At 47.1% G+C, this 17,234-nt stretch carries 16 protein-coding genes; 8 read left to right on the top strand and 8 right to left on the bottom strand.

From position 1 onward, the window contains the following. Positions 1–56: 56 nt before the first annotated feature. Genes pspF through putP form a run of 7 tightly spaced genes read left to right on the top strand, consistent with a single transcriptional unit; the run spans position 57 to position 7,999 of the window. Positions 57–1,157, top strand: coding sequence for a phage shock protein operon transcriptional activator (pspF, locus tag CWI82_RS05480; RefSeq protein ID WP_130202884.1), 1,101 nt, complete (start codon positions 57–59; stop codon positions 1,155–1,157). Then, on the top strand, positions 1,157–2,779 hold the full coding sequence (locus CWI82_RS05475) for an ABC transporter substrate-binding protein (protein ID WP_130202883.1): 1,623 nt from the start codon (positions 1,157–1,159) through the stop codon (positions 2,777–2,779). Before pspF ends, CWI82_RS05475 begins: the two co-directional genes overlap by 1 nt. Continuing rightward, positions 2,766–3,794, top strand: a complete 1,029-nt coding sequence (locus CWI82_RS05470) for an ABC transporter permease (RefSeq protein WP_130202882.1) — start codon at positions 2,766–2,768, stop codon at positions 3,792–3,794. Before CWI82_RS05475 ends, CWI82_RS05470 begins: the two co-directional genes overlap by 14 nt. Further along, positions 3,784–4,683 carry an ABC transporter permease subunit gene (locus tag CWI82_RS05465; RefSeq protein ID WP_130202881.1) on the top strand — a complete coding sequence of 300 codons (900 nt, stop codon included), beginning with the start codon at positions 3,784–3,786 and terminating at the stop codon, positions 4,681–4,683. The genes CWI82_RS05470 and CWI82_RS05465 overlap by 11 nt, the downstream gene beginning before the upstream one ends. Further along, positions 4,680–5,678: an oligopeptide/dipeptide ABC transporter ATP-binding protein gene (locus CWI82_RS05460; RefSeq protein WP_130202880.1), complete on the top strand. Its 999-nt coding sequence runs from the start codon at positions 4,680–4,682 to the stop codon at positions 5,676–5,678. The genes CWI82_RS05465 and CWI82_RS05460 overlap by 4 nt, the downstream gene beginning before the upstream one ends. Then, positions 5,671–6,471: an ATP-binding cassette domain-containing protein gene (locus CWI82_RS05455; protein WP_130202879.1), complete on the top strand. Its 801-nt coding sequence runs from the start codon at positions 5,671–5,673 to the stop codon at positions 6,469–6,471. Before CWI82_RS05460 ends, CWI82_RS05455 begins: the two co-directional genes overlap by 8 nt. 4 nt (positions 6,472–6,475) lie before the next feature. Further along, the gene (putP, locus tag CWI82_RS05450; RefSeq protein WP_130202878.1) at positions 6,476–7,999 is read left to right on the top strand and encodes a sodium/proline symporter PutP; all 1,524 of its coding nucleotides are present in this window, start codon (positions 6,476–6,478) and stop codon (positions 7,997–7,999) included. A 124-nt stretch (positions 8,000–8,123) separates the two neighbouring features. On the opposite strand, the gene CWI82_RS05445 is transcribed toward putP, so the two are convergent. The 3 genes from CWI82_RS05445 to CWI82_RS05435 are packed head-to-tail and all read right to left on the bottom strand — an operon-like array spanning position 8,124 to position 10,795. Then, positions 8,124–9,161: a patatin-like phospholipase family protein gene (locus CWI82_RS05445; protein ID WP_130202877.1), complete on the bottom strand. Its 1,038-nt coding sequence runs from the start codon at positions 9,159–9,161 to the stop codon at positions 8,124–8,126. A 25-nt stretch (positions 9,162–9,186) separates the two neighbouring features. Then, positions 9,187–10,254, bottom strand: coding sequence for a recombinase RecA (gene recA, locus CWI82_RS05440; protein ID WP_092855165.1), 1,068 nt, complete (start codon positions 10,252–10,254; stop codon positions 9,187–9,189). A 58-nt stretch (positions 10,255–10,312) separates the two neighbouring features. Next, the gene (locus CWI82_RS05435) at positions 10,313–10,795 is read right to left on the bottom strand and encodes a CinA family protein (protein ID WP_092855168.1); all 483 of its coding nucleotides are present in this window, start codon (positions 10,793–10,795) and stop codon (positions 10,313–10,315) included. Between the two features lie 52 nt (positions 10,796–10,847). Here CWI82_RS05435 and mutS point away from each other — a divergent pair, with 52 nt between their 5' ends. Further along, the gene (gene mutS / locus CWI82_RS05430; protein WP_130202876.1) at positions 10,848–13,430 is read left to right on the top strand and encodes a DNA mismatch repair protein MutS; all 2,583 of its coding nucleotides are present in this window, start codon (positions 10,848–10,850) and stop codon (positions 13,428–13,430) included. 31 nt (positions 13,431–13,461) lie between these two features. Here mutS and rpoS read toward each other — a convergent pair whose 3' ends face one another. The 5 genes from rpoS to surE are packed head-to-tail and all read right to left on the bottom strand — an operon-like array spanning position 13,462 to position 17,230. Then, the gene (gene rpoS / locus CWI82_RS05425; RefSeq protein WP_092855172.1) at positions 13,462–14,430 is read right to left on the bottom strand and encodes an RNA polymerase sigma factor RpoS; all 969 of its coding nucleotides are present in this window, start codon (positions 14,428–14,430) and stop codon (positions 13,462–13,464) included. Beyond that, positions 14,427–15,284: a peptidoglycan DD-metalloendopeptidase family protein gene (locus tag CWI82_RS05420; RefSeq protein WP_130202875.1), complete on the bottom strand. Its 858-nt coding sequence runs from the start codon at positions 15,282–15,284 to the stop codon at positions 14,427–14,429. Before CWI82_RS05420 ends, rpoS begins: the two co-directional genes overlap by 4 nt. Next, complete coding sequence (locus tag CWI82_RS05415) at positions 15,268–15,846, bottom strand: YqaA family protein (protein ID WP_092855176.1); 579 nt, start codon at positions 15,844–15,846, stop codon at positions 15,268–15,270. Before CWI82_RS05415 ends, CWI82_RS05420 begins: the two co-directional genes overlap by 17 nt. After that, complete coding sequence (locus CWI82_RS05410) at positions 15,843–16,478, bottom strand: protein-L-isoaspartate(D-aspartate) O-methyltransferase (protein WP_092855178.1); 636 nt, start codon at positions 16,476–16,478, stop codon at positions 15,843–15,845. The genes CWI82_RS05415 and CWI82_RS05410 overlap by 4 nt, the downstream gene beginning before the upstream one ends. Then, positions 16,475–17,230, bottom strand: a complete 756-nt coding sequence (gene surE / locus CWI82_RS05405; protein ID WP_092855180.1) for a 5'/3'-nucleotidase SurE — start codon at positions 17,228–17,230, stop codon at positions 16,475–16,477. Before surE ends, CWI82_RS05410 begins: the two co-directional genes overlap by 4 nt. Positions 17,231–17,234: the final 4 nt, after the last annotated feature.

Here is a 17,234-nt window from a genome sequence, read left to right as displayed (position 1 = left end):
TACACTAATAATTAGTCAAATTCACCAATAACGATAATAACAGCGTGGTGCTAACCATGAGCCGCTTCCGCGAAGCTGATAATTTAATCGGACAAGCCAACAGCTTTCTCGCCGTTCTTGAGCAAGTTTCTCAAATCGCTCCTTTAAACAAACCAGTACTCATTATTGGCGAACGCGGTACCGGTAAAGAACTCATAGCCGCGCGCTTGCACTTTCTTTCGAAGCGTTGGGAGCAAAACTACATTAAGCTTAATTGTGCTGCCCTGAGCGAGAGTCTGCTCGAAAGTGAACTGTTTGGTCATGAGGCGGGAGCTTTTACCGGCGCCCAGAAACGCCACGAGGGTCGATTTGAGCGCGCCGACGGCGGTAGCTTATTTCTTGACGAGTTAGCCAACACCTCGGCGTTGGTGCAGGAAAAAATCTTGCGCGTTATCGAGTACGGTGAATTTGAGCGCGTTGGCGGCACTAAAACAGTCCGCGTTGATACGCGCTTAATTGCAGCAACCAATGAGGATCTCCCAAGCTTGGCAGATTCGGGAAAGTTTCGAGCCGATTTACTTGATCGCTTAGCTTTTGATGTGATTACCTTACCGCCACTGCGTGAGCGTCGTGAAGATATTTTGGTACTCGCTGAACACTTTGCCATACAAATGGCGCGTGAACTTGACTACGAACTGTTTAGTGGCTTTACCGAACAAGCGCGCAAAACGTTGCTCGATTATCAATGGCCAGGCAATGTCCGTGAATTAAAAAACGTTGTCGAACGCTCTGTTTATCGAATCGGTAACGGTCATGTGCCAGTAAATGACATTGTTATTGATCCATTTCATAGCCCCTACCGCCCAGCTGCTGCGCCGCATCGTGATGCCACCCCGCAAACTGAAACTAAGGTTACAAAAGCCGAACCAGATACGCGAGTACCTGCACCTGTGGCAAGCGCGAATAACGGCTCAGAAGCGGTTGGTGTCTGTGTTGATTTTGATAACGGCGGCATTGATTTCAAAGAAATTACCGCTGAGTTTGAAATCGAAGTTATTCAACGTGCACTGCAACATGCGCAATTTAACCAAAAGAAAACAGCAGACCTGCTGGGACTCACCTATCATCAATTGCGTGGTTACTTAAAAAAGTACGCGTTGCTTGAGGGACAAGGTTAATGCTTAAACAGCTCATGATAGCGTCAAGTACGTTAGTACTGGCCGCATGCGGCCCAGTGCAAACAGACAGTGAAGTTTATCAAGATGGCTTAGTCTATTGCTCAGAGGGTAATCCGGAAATCTTTAACCCTCAATTAGTGACTTCGGGTACCACCGTTGATGCGACTTCGGCGCAGCTTTATGATCGACTCTTAGATTATGATGCCAAGCAACAACAATTTGTGCCAGCGCTTGCACGCGGTTGGCAGGCATTTGAGCAAGGCCAACGCTATCGCTTTAACTTGCGTGAAAATGTCCAATTTCATACTACCGAGTGGTTCACGCCAACACGCACATTTAATGCTGACGATGTGCTGTTTAGTTTTCAACGTTGGCTCAATGAACAACACCCTTATCATCAAGTAAATGGCGGGCGTTATCCGTTTTTTCGCTCGAGCGGCTTGATCAAACTCATTGAAAAAGTTGAAAAAGTAGACGATTACACCGTCGATTTTCATTTAACTCAATCGGATAGTTCATTTTTAGCCAATTTAGCCACTGACTTCGCCGTTGTATTATCGCAGGAGTATGCCGAACAGCTACTTGAAACGGGGAAGCCTGAGCAAATTGACCGCCTACCAATTGGCACAGGCCCTTTTGAATTTGAGCTATTTCGAAAAGATTTCGTGATTCGTTACAGCGCTCACGAAGGCTATTGGCGCGAACAGCCTGAAATCAAAACCTTAGTTTATGTCATTACGCCAAACGCTAATAAGCGTATGCTCAAGCTAGTGACTGGCGAATGCGATGTCATTCCTTATCCATTGGTCGATGAATTATCACAACTTGATCAAGGCGCAGAAATTCAAGTCGGTAGTTCAGTCAGTCCGAACGTATCATTCTGGGCGTTCAATACTCAGCATCCGCCCTTCGATAACGTGTTGGTACGGCGGGCTTTAGCTCTCGCTATTAATCGCCCAGCGATTATACAAACCATCTATAACGGTAATGCGCGTTTAGCGACTGGCATGTTACCGGAAACCTCATGGGCATATAGCCCAGTGCAGCAAACCTATCCTTATAACCCCGGCAAAGCACGAGAGTTGCTCGCTGAAGCCGGCTATCCAAATGGTTTTAGTATGGATATTTGGGCGATGCCGGTGCAGCGCGCGTACAACCCCAATGCGCAACGCATGGCTGAATTAATCCAGTCTGATTTGGCCCAAGTCGGTGTTCAAGCGAATATTGTCAGCTATGAATGGAATACATTTCGCCAACGGCTGGTTGCAGGACAACACGACAGCGTATTGATTGGCTGGGTCGCTGATAATGCAGACCCGGATAACTTTTTTAGACCAACCTTAAGTTGTGCCGCCGCTCGCTCGGGTAATAACCGCGCACAATGGTGCAATCCGCTGTTTGACCAACTATTGATTGATGCCATTACTGAAAGCGACCTCGACCAACGCAAGCACCTGTATCAAGCGATTGAAGACTTCGTGATGCAGCAAGCACCTCTTGTGCCCATTGCTAACTCACTGCGTTTTCAAGCGCACCGCGGCGATATCGAGGGCGTTGAACTACCACCTTACGGTGGCATTAATTTTCGCTATGCGCGGAGGGTAAGTGATGCTCCGTTATAGCTTGCGCCGTATCGTATTATTATTGGTTACCTTATGGTTGTTATCGCTGTTAATATTTTCGCTGAACTACTGGTATCCAGGCGATACGCTTACCAACATGACGGGCATTGCCGACACGCATTCTCTGGCGTATCAAGAAGCCTACGTTGCGCGTGGTTTTAACGACGGCTTGATGACGCAATATGGCGAGTTTATTCGGCACTTATTGAGTAGCGATTGGGGTCTGTCGCTGGTCACTCAACAACCGGTGTTTGCAGAGATAAAGCCATTGTTAGGAGCGACCATAGAGCTTGGTTTGCTAGCAATGTTGCTAGCAATGGTATTAGGTATCCCGCTGGGCGTCTATGCTGCAGCGCAACAACGCGGCCCTATCGATCGCATTATTATGGGGATTAGCTTAAGCGCGTATTCGATTCCAGTGTTTTGGCTGGCTCAGCTCTTCATTTTATTATTCGCAATCAAACTCGGTTGGAGCCCTATTTCGGGTCAAATTAATCCGCTTTATGCGATTGAAACGCAAACTGGTTCCATACTGATCGATATTTGGCTCAGTGACTCGCCATTTAAATCAGCGGCATTCTACGATGCCCTCAATCACTTATGGGTACCCGTCATTGTATTGGCGATGATGCCATTAACGATGTTAATTCGTATTATGCGTAACGCTGTACTCGATACCCTGCAACAAAACTATATCAAGGCAGCGCGCGCGCGGGGCTTGAGTGATTCAACGATTATGCTTCGCCATACCCTGCCCAACGCTTTGCAGCCTGTTGTACGGCAACTCGGCCTACAATTTAGCGTACTGATGACTAATATCGTAATTACCGAAGTTATCTTTAATTGGCCAGGGCTTGGCAGTTGGTTGGTAAAAAGTATTTATGAGCGAGACTTCCCTGTTATTCAGGCTGGCTTGTTAATCCTAGCCTCGTTAATTCTTCTCGTGAATGTTCTTGTCGATTTATTACATGCCTGGCGTTATCCGCAAGTGAGGAAAGAGATCGATGCCGAATAATCGCAGCATCTATTATCAATATCGCGAACCCTCGCCATTGCGGGCGTTGTGGCTGCACATGAACACCAATCCATTTGCCGTCGCAGCATTCTATATTTTTAGTTTTTTGCTGTTGATTATGGTGTTATCACCACTTATTGCGCCATACAGCCCAGATGCTCAGTTTAGTGATGCGATTTCTCAACCACCGGCTTGGCATGATGACGGGCAAATTCGATTTCTATTTGGTACCGACGACTTAGGTCGAGATTTGCTTTCGCGGGTAATTAGCGGCGCAGTCTATAGTCTTGGATACCCGCTTATTGCAACCGCTACAGCTGCAATCATCGGCATTGCTATCGGCGCCTGGGCTGGTATGAGCCGAGGAGTACAATCCTCTACTCTCAACCACTTGCTCGATGTGGTATTGTCGATTCCTTCATTATTATTAGCCCTGATCATCATTGCGATTCTTGGGCCAGCTTTACATACCGTGATGATTGCCATCACTTTGGTGTTGATTCCACAATTTATTCATAGCGTCCATAACGCCTTTTATGAGGAACGTAGTAAAGAATATGTCATCGCATCCAAACTCAACGGGTGCTCGCGTTGGTATATCCTTACACGGGTTATTTTCCCGAATATTACCTCCGTTGTGGTTATGCAAGTCACTTTTGCATTATCAACTGCAATTCTCGATATAGCAGCACTTGGATTTCTCGGTCTCGGCGTTCAAGCTCCAGCCCCAGAATGGGGAACGATGCTTGCACGCAGCCTTGATCAGGTCTACCTGTTACCATGGACAATGGTGCTTCCTGGTGTAGCATTATTCTTAACCGTGCTTTCCATTAACGTACTCGGCGATAGTTTACGAGCAGCGATTCAAGAACGGATACGTGGCACATGAGCAATATTTTAGATATTCGCAATCTAACCATTGAACTCGAAACCAGTGCGGGCACCGTGAAAGTTCTGGATAAATTGAGTTTACAGCTTGCTGAGGGCGAAATTCATACACTGGTCGGTGAGTCAGGTTCCGGTAAGAGCTTGCTCGCCAAAGCAATTATGGGATTTATCAATCCGCGCTGGAAAATAACCGCCGACCGACTGTGGTGGCGACACTATGACTTATTGGCGCTCAATCCCGTTCAAAGACGCTTGGTTACTGGGCGTGATATGGCCATGATTTTTCAAAATCCAGGTAGTTATCTCGATCCCAACACAAAAATCGGCGAACAATTACGCGAAACAATTCCACAAAGCGAACTGAAGGGTGTTTACTTACGTCGCAAGGCAACGCGTACGGTTCGCGCCGAGCGCTTATTACATCGCGTTGGCATTAAAGATGCTGAAAAAGTAATGAACAGCTATCCACAACAACTCTCGGAAGGTATTGCGCAGAAAGTCAGTATTGCCATGGCAATTGCTCATAACCCCAAGTTATTAATTGCCGACGAACCGACTACTGCAATGGAGCCCAATACCCGTAATCAAATTTATCGGTTACTCGCCAAGCTAAGTTCTAGCCAAGGCATGAGTATTCTCATGATTACACAGGATTTAACGGCAATCATTCCAGAAACTCAGCGGATGAGTTTGGTTTATTGTGGTCAGTTGATGGAAACGGGGCCCACAGAAAAAATCATGAGTGAGCCCTTTCATCCCTATACCGATGCAATGTTGAAAATGAGCTTTTTCAATCAGGATGTCGCGCCGAAAACTCGTTTGCCAACGCTTACCGGAGCGATACCGACGTTGCAACATATGCCAATTGGTTGTCGTCTCGGGCCACGATGCCCCAATGCGCGACGTGCATGTATTCATTCACCGCGTTTGAGCAAATTAAAACAACATCAATATGCATGTCACTTCCCACTAATTGAGGTGGAAACGCATGACTGATCTACTGGAAGTTCGCAACTTAAGTAAATATTACAGCTTCAAAAATGGTTGGTTGCGCCCGACTCGTGCTTGCGCACTGGAACCAATTAATTTTTCGGTCAAGCGTGGTGAAACGATTGCAATCATGGGTGAGACTGGCTCGGGTAAATCCACGTTAGCAAAACTCATTGCTGGCGCCGAAATTCCCAGTTCTGGTGAAATTTTCTTAAATGGTGAGCGCCTCGATCCAACTAACTACCAACAACGCTGCCGTGAAATACGTATGATTTTTCAGGACAGTTTGGGGTCATTAAATCCGCAACTGACGATAGGCAAGCAGTTACTCGAACCATTGCGGTTCAATACCGCTTGGACGCCTGCGGAAAAACAAGAACACGTTTACGTGACGCTGCAAAAGGTCGGCTTACTCCCTGACCATTTTGATTTTTATCCACATATGCTCTCAAGTGGGCAACAGCAGCGCGTGTGCATTGCCCGTGCAATTATCCTCGAACCGCAAATTATCGTGGCAGATGAAGCATTCGCCTCATTGGACCCATCAATTAGAGCTCAAATTATTAACCTAATACTCGATCTTCAAGAAGATATGGGTATTTCATTCATTTTCGTGTCACATTCGCCGGAGATCGTGCGTCACCTAGCTGACAAGATCTTAATAATGCATCGTGGTAAAATGATTGAGTTTGATTCGACACAGGCGCTACTAACAAATCCGAAAGAGCAATTAACGAAAATATTGCTGCAGTCGGAACAATTGAATAAAGCGCTTAAACACACAACAACACAGGAGTAAGGCTTTGGAAACAGGTACGCTCGTTTCATTAGCACTCTATTTTATTGTCATGTTAGGCATTGGTTTATATGCCTATAAAAAATCAACCGATGATGTTTCCGGCTACATGCTTGGCGGAAGAGCTTTAGGTCCCGGTGTCACTGCACTTTCGGCGGGTGCATCGGACATGAGTGGCTGGATGCTCATGGGTCTTCCCGGTGCAATTTATGTTTCCGGCGTTTCACAATTGTGGATAGCCGTTGGTTTATTAATCGGCGCCTATTTAAACTATTTGATTGTAGCGCCGCGATTACGTACTTACACCGAAGTTGCCAACGATTCGATTACGATTCCGGATTACTTCGCGAATCGGTTTGATGATAAAACGCGGGTGTTACGCGTGTTCTCGTCAGTCGTTATCATCATTTTCTTTACGCTTTATACCTCGGCCAGTTTGGTTGCCGGTGGTAAGCTTTTTGCGAGCTCAGCGTTCGGCCTTGATTACAGCTTAGGGCTTTGGGTCACTGCTGGTGTGGTTTGTGCCTACACCCTATTTGGTGGCTTTCTCGCAGTATCTATGACTGACTTTGTGCAAGGCTGCATCATGTTTGTCGCACTTGTGCTCGTGCCTATCGTCGCAATTTTCGATTTGGGCGGTATGACACAGGTAACAAGCACGGTGGAATCAATTAACCCAGACTTCCTTGAGTTCTTCCGAGATGCGTCGATTGCCGATCCAATGCTCAATCAGCTATCCTTTCTCGGTATTATTTCTTTGTTGGCGTGGGGTCTAGGTTACTTTGGTCAGCCACATATTATTGTGCGCTTTATGGCCATTCGTTCAGTGAAAGACATTCCAACGGCTCGCCGCATTGGTATTAGCTGGATGCTCGTTTCAATTATCGGTGCCATGGTGACCGGTTTTGTTGGTATTGCGTACGTCGCAGAAACCAAAATGCAACTGAAGGACGCGGAAACTATCTTTATTATTTTCTCGCAGTTCTTATTCCATCCGCTAATTTCAGGTTTCCTGTTAGCCGCTATTTTGGCCGCGATTATGAGCACCATTTCATCACAACTATTGGTGACATCAAGCTCGTTGACTGAGGACTTCTACAAGGCCTTTTTACGTCGCGACGCGAGCGACCGAGAGCTTGTTACTGTCGGTCGTATTTCGGTATTGGTGGTCTCGTTAGTAGCCATTGCACTTGCATGGGATCCAAACAACACCATTTTAGGCCTAGTAGCTAACGCTTGGGCAGGATTCGGTGCAGCCTTCGGACCAGTTATCATACTAAGCCTGTTCTGGAAGCGTATGAACCGCCACGGCGCACTTGCTGGAATGGTGTTAGGTGCCGCTACCGTACTGTTCTGGATTTATGCGCCAGTATTAGCCGATGGTACAGCATTAAGCAGCGTCGTTTATGAAATTATTCCAGGCTTTATCGTTTGTAGTTTAGCGGTTGTGGTGGTTAGCTTGTTAACAGCTGAGCCAACCAGCAACTTACAAGAAACTTTCGATGAAATGGAAAAAGTTATTCACTCATAAGTGCGAGAGCGATAATAGCTATTAGATATTGGATATTAGCTAAAAACCCAAAACAAAAGGCGCCGAAAGGCGCCTTTTCTCTGTCTAATATCCAATATCTAATAGCTAATATCGTATTTGCCTTTTACACGCCGCGACGTTCAGCAAAGAGTTGCAATTCGGACAAAATGAAATCTTTCATTCGCATCGTCGTTTCATAACCAACATCAATCGCCTCATTGCCGCGCTCAAATTCCATAAGACTAATATGACCAAGCTTCGGCTGAATTAAGATATCTGGGGGATCACCGGCTAAGCGCGCTTTCGTAATACGTTCCTGCATAATATCGATCGAGCCTGCCATCACACCTAACATGCCTGGCGATTTATAGGATTGTCCATTGAATTTGTCTTTCATTGAATCCCAGTATTGCTGGCTGCTCGAAAGAAAACTCTTAAAGAAGCCCTGCTCGGCTTCGTCGGTTGGCCGTGTGCTCTCGTCAGACGCTTCTGTCGTTGTTGGCGTATTATGACCATGCACGTCAGCTTGCGGCTCTGCTTGTTGATTATCAAGCTGCTCATGCCCAGGGGCAACGTACTTATTACGTGCTTCAATAGCCGTTGTGGTAAGTTGTGAATTCAAATTCACTGCAATAACAAAGTCAGAGCCAAGGGCTCGACATAATGAAACAGGCACCGGATTCACAAGACCGCCATCGACTAACCAACGCCCTTTTACCCCCGTAGGCGCTAATAAACCTGGCATCGAACAGGACGCACGAGATGCATCGTAGACATCGCCTTTACGTAGCCAAATTTCACGACCAGTAAATAAATCGGTAGCCACAGCGCCATAGGTGATTGGCATGTCTTCAATATTAATGGCGCCGAATAATTCTCTGGCATGACTGAAAACTTTTTCGCCTTGAATTAAACCACCATGACTGAAGCCAAAATCTAATAAATTAAAGACTTGCCAACGCCCCATATCGCGAACCCATTCCTCAAGCTCGGTTAGTCGCCCAGAAGCAAAACCGGCTCCCACAAGGGAGCCGATTGATGTGCCTGCGACCATGTTAATTTCAATGCCCATATCTTGTAGGGCTTTGATCACACCAATGTGTGACCAACCGCGGGCTGCGCCGGAACCAAGCGCTAATGCGACTTGAACATACTGACTCATGGTGACATTGTCCTGAAAAAGAGAATTAGATGAGATCGTCGTCCATCATAACATCATCTTTCTCATCAGCAACTTCCGCCGCTGCCGACTTACTACCTTTTACCGGCTTCGCTAATAATTGCTCGCGGATCTGCTGTTCAATATCAGCTGCAACAGCTGGATTTTCTATCATAAACTTCATGGCATTCGCTTTACCTTGGCCAATCTTGTCACCTTTGTAGCTATACCATGCGCCAGCTTTGTCAATGATCTTCTGCTTCACGCCAAGATCAATCAACTCGCCCTCTTTTGAAATGCCAGCGCCATACATAATTTGGAATTCAGCTTGCTTGAATGGCGGTGCAACTTTGTTCTTCACAACTTTCACGCGCGTCTCATTACCAACTACCTCGTCGCCTTCTTTCACTGCACCAGTACGACGAATATCCAAACGTACTGACGAGTAGAATTTAAGCGCGTTACCACCAGTGGTAGTTTCTGGGTTACCAAACATCACACCAATCTTCATACGAATTTGGTTAATGAAAATACACATGCTGTTTGATTTTTTGATATTTGCAGTCAATTTACGCAATGCTTGCGACATCAGACGCGCCTGAAGGCCAACGTGACTATCACCCATTTCACCTTCAATTTCAGCTCGAGGTGTTAATGCCGCAACAGAGTCGACAACAACAACATCAACAGCACCTGAACGCACTAACATGTCACAAATCTCAAGCGCTTGTTCACCGGTGTCAGGCTGTGACACAAGCAATTCATCAACGTTAACACCGAGCTTTTCCGCATAGATTGGGTCAAGTGCATGCTCAGCATCAACGAACGCACAAGTTTTACCCTTCTTCTGCGCTTCAGCAATGACTTGTAAAGTTAGCGTGGTTTTACCGCTAGATTCAGGACCGTAAATCTCAACGACACGGCCAAATGGCAGACCGCCAATACCAAGGGCGATATCCAATGTTAATGAACCGGTTGAAACTGACTCGATGTCCATTGCTTGGTTATCACCTAAGCGCATGATGGAACCTTTACCGAATTGACGTTCAATTTGCCCTAATGCGGCGTCGAGTGCTTTTTGTTTATCGTTGCTCATGTTAATGTCCGTTCTGTTGGTCATGTTGTAACTAAGTGTACTGTAAATTTATACAGTATCAAGTAATTTTTTCAAAACTTCGTAAAGCCGCGTGAATTGTGGCCTTGCGAACTTGTGTTCGACTCCCTTCAAACACTTCGTGCCAAGTTATACAGTGGTTTTCCCAAGCTAAACCAAACCAAACTAAACCGACCGGTTTATCCGGCGTTCCGCCATCTGGCCCAGCAATACCGGTTACCGCAATAGCAACGTCCGCACCACTATTTGCTAATGCGCCAGTTGCCATAGCCGCCGCTGTTTCACTGGAAACCGCACCGTAGCGAGCCAAAGTAACAGTAGGCACATTAAGTAATTCGTGTTTTAACGTATTGGTATAGGTAATAAAGCCACCAGCAAACCACGCTGAGCTTCCTGGAATCGAGCTGATAGCATAACCGATTCCACCACCAGTGCAGGACTCAGCAGTAACGATTTGCCACTGCCGTTGTTGCAACCACTTGCCTAAATCTACTGCTAAATCATGACGTGTTTGTGATACCATCTGACTATTCCTTTATACGCGGTATATCGACTCTATACGGATAATAACAGGCATGTCGAACGCACAAAATAACTCACAAAAAATTTCAACTCATACGCCCATGATGCAGCAATATCTGCGTATTAAAGCAGAACATGCTGACACCTTGTTATTCTATCGTATGGGGGACTTTTACGAACTATTCTATGATGATGCCAAACGTGCAGCAGAATTGCTCGATATTTCACTCACCGCACGGGGCAGTAGCAATGGTCAACCGATTCCCATGGCTGGAGTGCCCTATCACGCCGCCGAAAACTACTTGGCGCGTTTACTCGAGCTCGGTGAGTCGGTCGCCATTTGCGAGCAAATTGGCGATCCGGCGACCAGTAAGGGCCCAGTAGAACGGCAAGTCGTGCGCATCCTAACGCCAGGTACACTCACCGATGAAGCGTTACTGCCCGCAGCGCAAGAAAATTTGTTAGTTGCCGTTAATCCAGGTGACAACTTCGGTATTGCCTGCTTGGATATGGCTAGTGGTCGTTTTAGTGTGCTCGAGGCCAACGGTCGTGAACAATTACGTGCCGAACTTGAACGTTTACAACCGGCCGAAGTGTTGTATCCCGAAATGTGGCAATTTAGCGAAAAGGAGTTGAATTGCAGTTGTTGTCGACGTCGTCCGGAATGGGAATTTGACCAGGCGAGTGCTAAACAACTGTTGTTACGACAGTTTCAAGTTGCCCATCTTGATGGTTTTGGCATTAATCACTTGCACAGCGCCATCGGTGCAGCTGGCGCTATCTTAAACTACGTTAAAACGACGCAGCGGGCAGCGCTCCCGCATATCACCTCAATCATTGCCGAGCGTTACGACGACGCTATTATGCTCGATGCCGCAACACGTCGAAATTTAGAGCTGGTACGTTCGTTAAGTGGCCAGAAAACCGCATTACTCAATGTTCTTGATAGCACCAGCACAGCAATGGGGAGCCGTTTGTTGCAACGTTGGTTACAGCGCCCGTTACGCAATCAGCAACAATTGAATCAACGCTACAGCGCAGTGAGCGCCCTACAACAACTTGATTACAGCGAATTGCACCAGCAACTGCGTCATATTGGCGATATCGAACGCATTCTCACGCGCATTGGTTTGCGCAGCGCTCGCCCGCGCGATCTCGCACGATTGCGTCTCGCACTACAAACGCTTCCTACGCTTCAACAGCTTACTGAACACTCGGATTTAGCGCCATGGCAAGAATCGATTGCGACCTTTCCAGAGCTTGCTGACTTGCTCGAGCAAGCGATTGTTGAGCAACCGCCCATGTTGATTCGTGATGGCGGCGTTATTTGTGATGGCTTTGACGACGAGCTCGATGAGCAACGACAGCTTGCTGCTGGCGCAACTGATTTTCTACAGCAAATTGAAGCACGTGAACGGCAACGTACCGGCATCATGACGCTTAAAATCGGCTATAACAAAGTTCACGGTTACTATCTGGAAGCAAGCCGAGCGGCAAGCGCTCAGATCCCAGCTGACTATCAGCGTCGACAAACTTTAAAAAATGCTGAACGCTACATTATTCCTGAGTTAAAGACTTACGAGGATAAGGTGCTACAAAGTCAGAGTCGAGCGCTGGCGCGTGAAAAATGGTTGTATGACAATTTAATTGAGCAAATTGCTGAACAACTCCCGGCGTTACAGCGCACAGCCACGGCTTTAGCTGAGTTGGACGTGCTCCGTAGCTTTGCTGAACAGGCCATTACCTATCAGTATCAGCGCCCTGAATTAGTTGAACACATCCTGATTGAGCTCAGTGAAGCACGGCACCCAGTCATTGAACGCTTGCAGCAAGAGCCGTTTATTGCCAACGACATGAGTTTGACACCGCAGCAACGCTTACTGCTGATTACCGGCCCCAACATGGGTGGTAAATCCACCTACATGCGCCAAGCTGCACTGCTTACGATTATGGCGCACTGCGGCAGTTTCGTACCAGCGAGCAAAGCGATATTTGGTCCAATTGACCGCATTTTTACGCGTATCGGTGCTTCTGATGATCTTGCCTCGGGCCGTTCAACCTTTATGGTTGAAATGACGGAAGCGGCGAATATTTTGCATAATGCGACTGAACAGAGTCTGGTATTAATGGACGAAATTGGTCGCGGTACATCAACCTATGATGGCTTAGCCCTCGCCTGGGCCTGCGCTGAAGCTCTATTAGATAAAAACCGCGCACTCACGTTATTTGCCACCCACTATTTTGAGTTGACACAAACCATCGGCGAGCATCATGGTGCGCTAAATGTTCACGTTGAAGCTACGGAGCACGGCGACACTATAGCTTTTCAGCATAAAGTAAAAACTGGTGCTGCCAGCCGAAGCTTTGGTGTGCAAGTGGCACAACTTGCCGGGCTACCGAGCTCAGTATTGCAGCAAGCCAAGCAATACCTGCGTCAACTTGAGCATGACCATCATGGCATTGTCACGAAAGCAGATTCAAGTAAGGTAGCTGAACCGGTTCAAACGCCTTTATTTGAAGCGCAACCGAGTGCATTAGAACAAGCTTTAGCAGATTTAGATGTGAACCAACTGACACCGATAGAAGCGTTGACGTGGTTGGCACAATGGCAACAAAAAGTGCGCACCAACAAATAAGTTGGTGTCGCATTTTGTTCAATACAACGGATTAATCCCGGTGAAATAAAGAATCAAGGCTCAGCCCTTGCTGTCTGAGCATATCTCGTAAACGACGCAGCGCTTCAACTTGTATCTGGCGAACCCGCTCTCGAGTTAACCCAATTTCACGGCCAACATCCTCAAGTGTGGCTGGTTCGTAACCCAACAAGCCGAATCGACGCGCTAGAACTTCACGCTGTTTTTCATTGAGATTTTCTAGCCAAGTCATGATGTGATCACGCACGTCTTCTTCTTGCATGTCACCTTCCGGACCATAATCACTATCGTCCGTTAGCATGTCTACTAGAGCTTTGTCGTTATCGCTGCCACCCATTGGCGTGTCTACCGACGTGACACGCTCATTCAGCCTTAGCATCCGGCTCACGTCAGCAACAGAAACATCTAACTTTTCAGCTATATCTTCAGCGGTTGGTTCATGATCGAGGGTATGCGCGAGTTCGCGCGCGGCACGTAAATAGCTGTTTAACTCTTTGACCACATGAATCGGTAATCGAATCGTGCGCGTTTGATTCATTATGGCGCGTTCAATGGTTTGACGAATCCACCAAGTCGCATAAGTCGAGAAGCGAAATCCGCGCTCTGGATCGAATTTTTCAACGGCGCGAATTAGGCCAAGGTTACCCTCTTCCACTAAATCAAGTAACGCCAAGCCACGATTGGTATAACGACGAGCAATCTTCACGACAAGACGTAAATTACTCTCGATCATCCGTGCACGTGCTTTAGCATCGCCTTTACGAGCGAGTCGCGAAAAATGTACTTCTTCTTCGGCACTCAAAAGTGGTGAGTAACCAATTTCGCTCAAATACAGCTGAGTCGCGTCCATCTTCTTTTGATAATTGACGCGATTAGCGAGAATTTCTTCAAACGCCTCATCACTATCTTCGGACGCGGATTGCTCCATTGATAGCAGTTCTTGCTCATCAACTTCGTCTATGTCTTCCTGATCTCGACTCACTGTGTCCCCCGAGGCAAATAATGCCGTGGGTTAACCGATTTGCCACGAAACCGCACTTGAAAATGCAATTTCACACGCTCTGCATCGGTATCCCCCATGGCGGCGATTTCATCGCCTTTGTTAACCCATTGTTGTTCTTTCACTAACAGCTGCTGGTTATGGGCATAAGCAGTAATATAGTCATCGTTATGTTTCAAAATAATTAATTGACCATACCCTTTCAATGCATTCCCTGCATACACTACTTTTCCAGCTGCTGCGGCATAAATCGGATCACCGCGGCTTCCCGCAAGGTCAAGCCCTTTACTGCCGGTTTCAGCAGTAGAAAACTCTCGCAATACACGACCACCTGAAGGCCACTGCCATGCTATATCTTTACTTGCTGGTAGTGTTGGCTCGGCTTTTTGCGGTGGTAACGGTCGGCTTGCCACCGCCTGTTGCTTTACTGTTAACGGTTTGCTTTTATTTTGTTTAACCTGTTGGTCACGATACCCTGTCTTTGGCGCTGACGCAACGGTTTGTGTTGTTCGAGATGGTCTGGTCGGCGTTGTTCGAGAAGTCTTTGCTACGAGCCGTAATTCTTGCCCAGGGACAATCGTGTAGGGCGCAGAAATGTCATTCCACTGCGCGAGTGTTCGCACATCTTCGTTCGCGCGAAAGGCGATTGAATAAAGCGTATCCCCTGGTTCGACCGTGTAGGTCTTGGCAGACAAGCTAGCCGGTTCGAAGTCGTGGATTGATTTACCTTTGTACAACTTCGTTACTGGTGCTGGCGCGGTGCGCTGGGCACAACCCGATAGCACTAATAATAGCGCGAAGGCCAATACACTAAGCTGTTTAACGCGTCCACACATAGGCAATGATGGCCACAATCACCATCCCCCAACCAATTCGATCAACATAAGTTCGCAAGTGCACAGCCATTTTCGGACCGCCAGTTTTTAACAACCATGCGACAAGGAAAAACCGTAACCCGCGACTAATCACTGACCCCATCACAAAGGGGATAAACGCGACACTAAGCATGCCTCCAGTAACCGTGAATAATTTATACGGCAACGGTGAGAAGCCAGCAATGAAAATAATCCAAAACCCATAGGCGTGAAACCACGCCGTGACGCGTGCTAATTTATCCTCATAGCCAGCCCACTCCACCAGTGGCAATACCACCGGGTCAAATAAGAAATAACCCAGCCAATAGCCGGCGATACCACCGAGCACGGATGCAATGGTCGTAATCCAAGCAAATTGCCAAGCCCGTTGCGGTTGTGTCATCGCCATTGGGGCTAACATAACATCGGGTGGAATTGGGAAAATAACCGATTCTGAGAAACTCAAGCCGGCGAGAATAGTTGGCGCACGACGATGCTGCGACCAACTTAATACTTTGTCATAGAGCCAACCAAAGATTTTCATATGGTCGCTCCAGGTACGAGCGGTACAAATTTCACTTCACCCAATTCCTTTTGCTCAAATTCGTCGCCAAAACGGCGCACCACAATTAAACGTTGTATTGTGGTACCGACAGGAATCACCATAACCCCCCCATCAGTCAATTGCTGTAATAATTCCATTGGCATCGAGCTTGCCGCTGCTGTCACGATAATACCATCAAAAGGCGCTTTACTTGCCCAGCCCTGCCAACCATCGCCATGGCGCATGGATACATTGTGTAAATCAAGCTTCTTCAAACGACGTTTGGCTTGATATTGCAATTCAGCAATACGCTCAACTGAATACACGTGATTGACCAACTGTGCCAAAATTGCCGTCTGATAACCACTACCTGTACCAATTTCTAACACTTTTTGGCAATGATGCTGCATTAACAACTGAGTCATTGATGCAACCATCAACGGTTGAGAAATGGTTTGCCCTTGCCCAATCGGCAAAGCAGTATTCTCGTATGCTTTATGCGCTAATGATTCAGGCATAAATAAATGCCGCGGTGTCGATTGAATCACATCGAGTACTGCCGCATTGGTAATCCCTTCAGCACGTAATTTGTCAGCGAGCTTACGCGCCATACCTTGAAAATTCTGAATCATGTTGTCGTTTTCGTTAACCAGTTAGAAAGCGTGTCTTGGTGACTTCGTGCGGTCATATCTAAGCTCAGTGGCGTGATTGAAACATAACCTTCACGCACCGCATGAAAGTCAGTGCCTTCTGCATCATCTTGATGACCGCCAATCGGGCCATACCAAAAAATGTCACGGCCGAACGGATCTTTGCTCTGGACCATGGTTTCTGCGCGGTGGCGACGCCCCAGACGGGTAACCTTATAGCCTTTCAGCTCTTCAAACGGTACCGCTGGTACATTAATGTTTAAAATCGTATCTAAGCGTAACGGTTGATCAGCCATACGGTTCACGATATTAGCAACGACCAAAGCGGCAGTATCATAAAACTCATCGCTACGCGAACCCATCGAGACGGCAATAGCAGGTAATCCCATGAAACGCCCTTCCATCGCTGCAGCAACAGTACCGGAATACAGAACGTCATCGCCCATATTCGGGCCATCGTTAATTCCGGATACAACCAAATCAACATCATCAGCAAGTGGCGAATTAGTACCGAGATGAACGCAATCGGTTGGCGTACCGTTAAGCGAATAAAAGCCATTCGGTAAGCGTTGCATTCGTAGCGGATTGTGTAGCGTTAATGAATTACTCGCACCACTACAATTTCTGTCTGGTGCAATAACGCGCACTTGGGCAATATCTTTTAAGCGCATATAGAGTGCTTCGATGCCCGGAGCATGAACACCATCGTCGTTACTAACTAACAACTTCATCATGGGT

The organism is Pseudidiomarina tainanensis (assembly GCF_004214835.1).
GTDB lineage: Bacteria > Pseudomonadota > Gammaproteobacteria > Enterobacterales > Alteromonadaceae > Pseudidiomarina > Pseudidiomarina tainanensis.
Note: the sequence above shows the minus strand (reverse complement) of the source record. Positions and strands in the feature narration are given on the sequence as shown.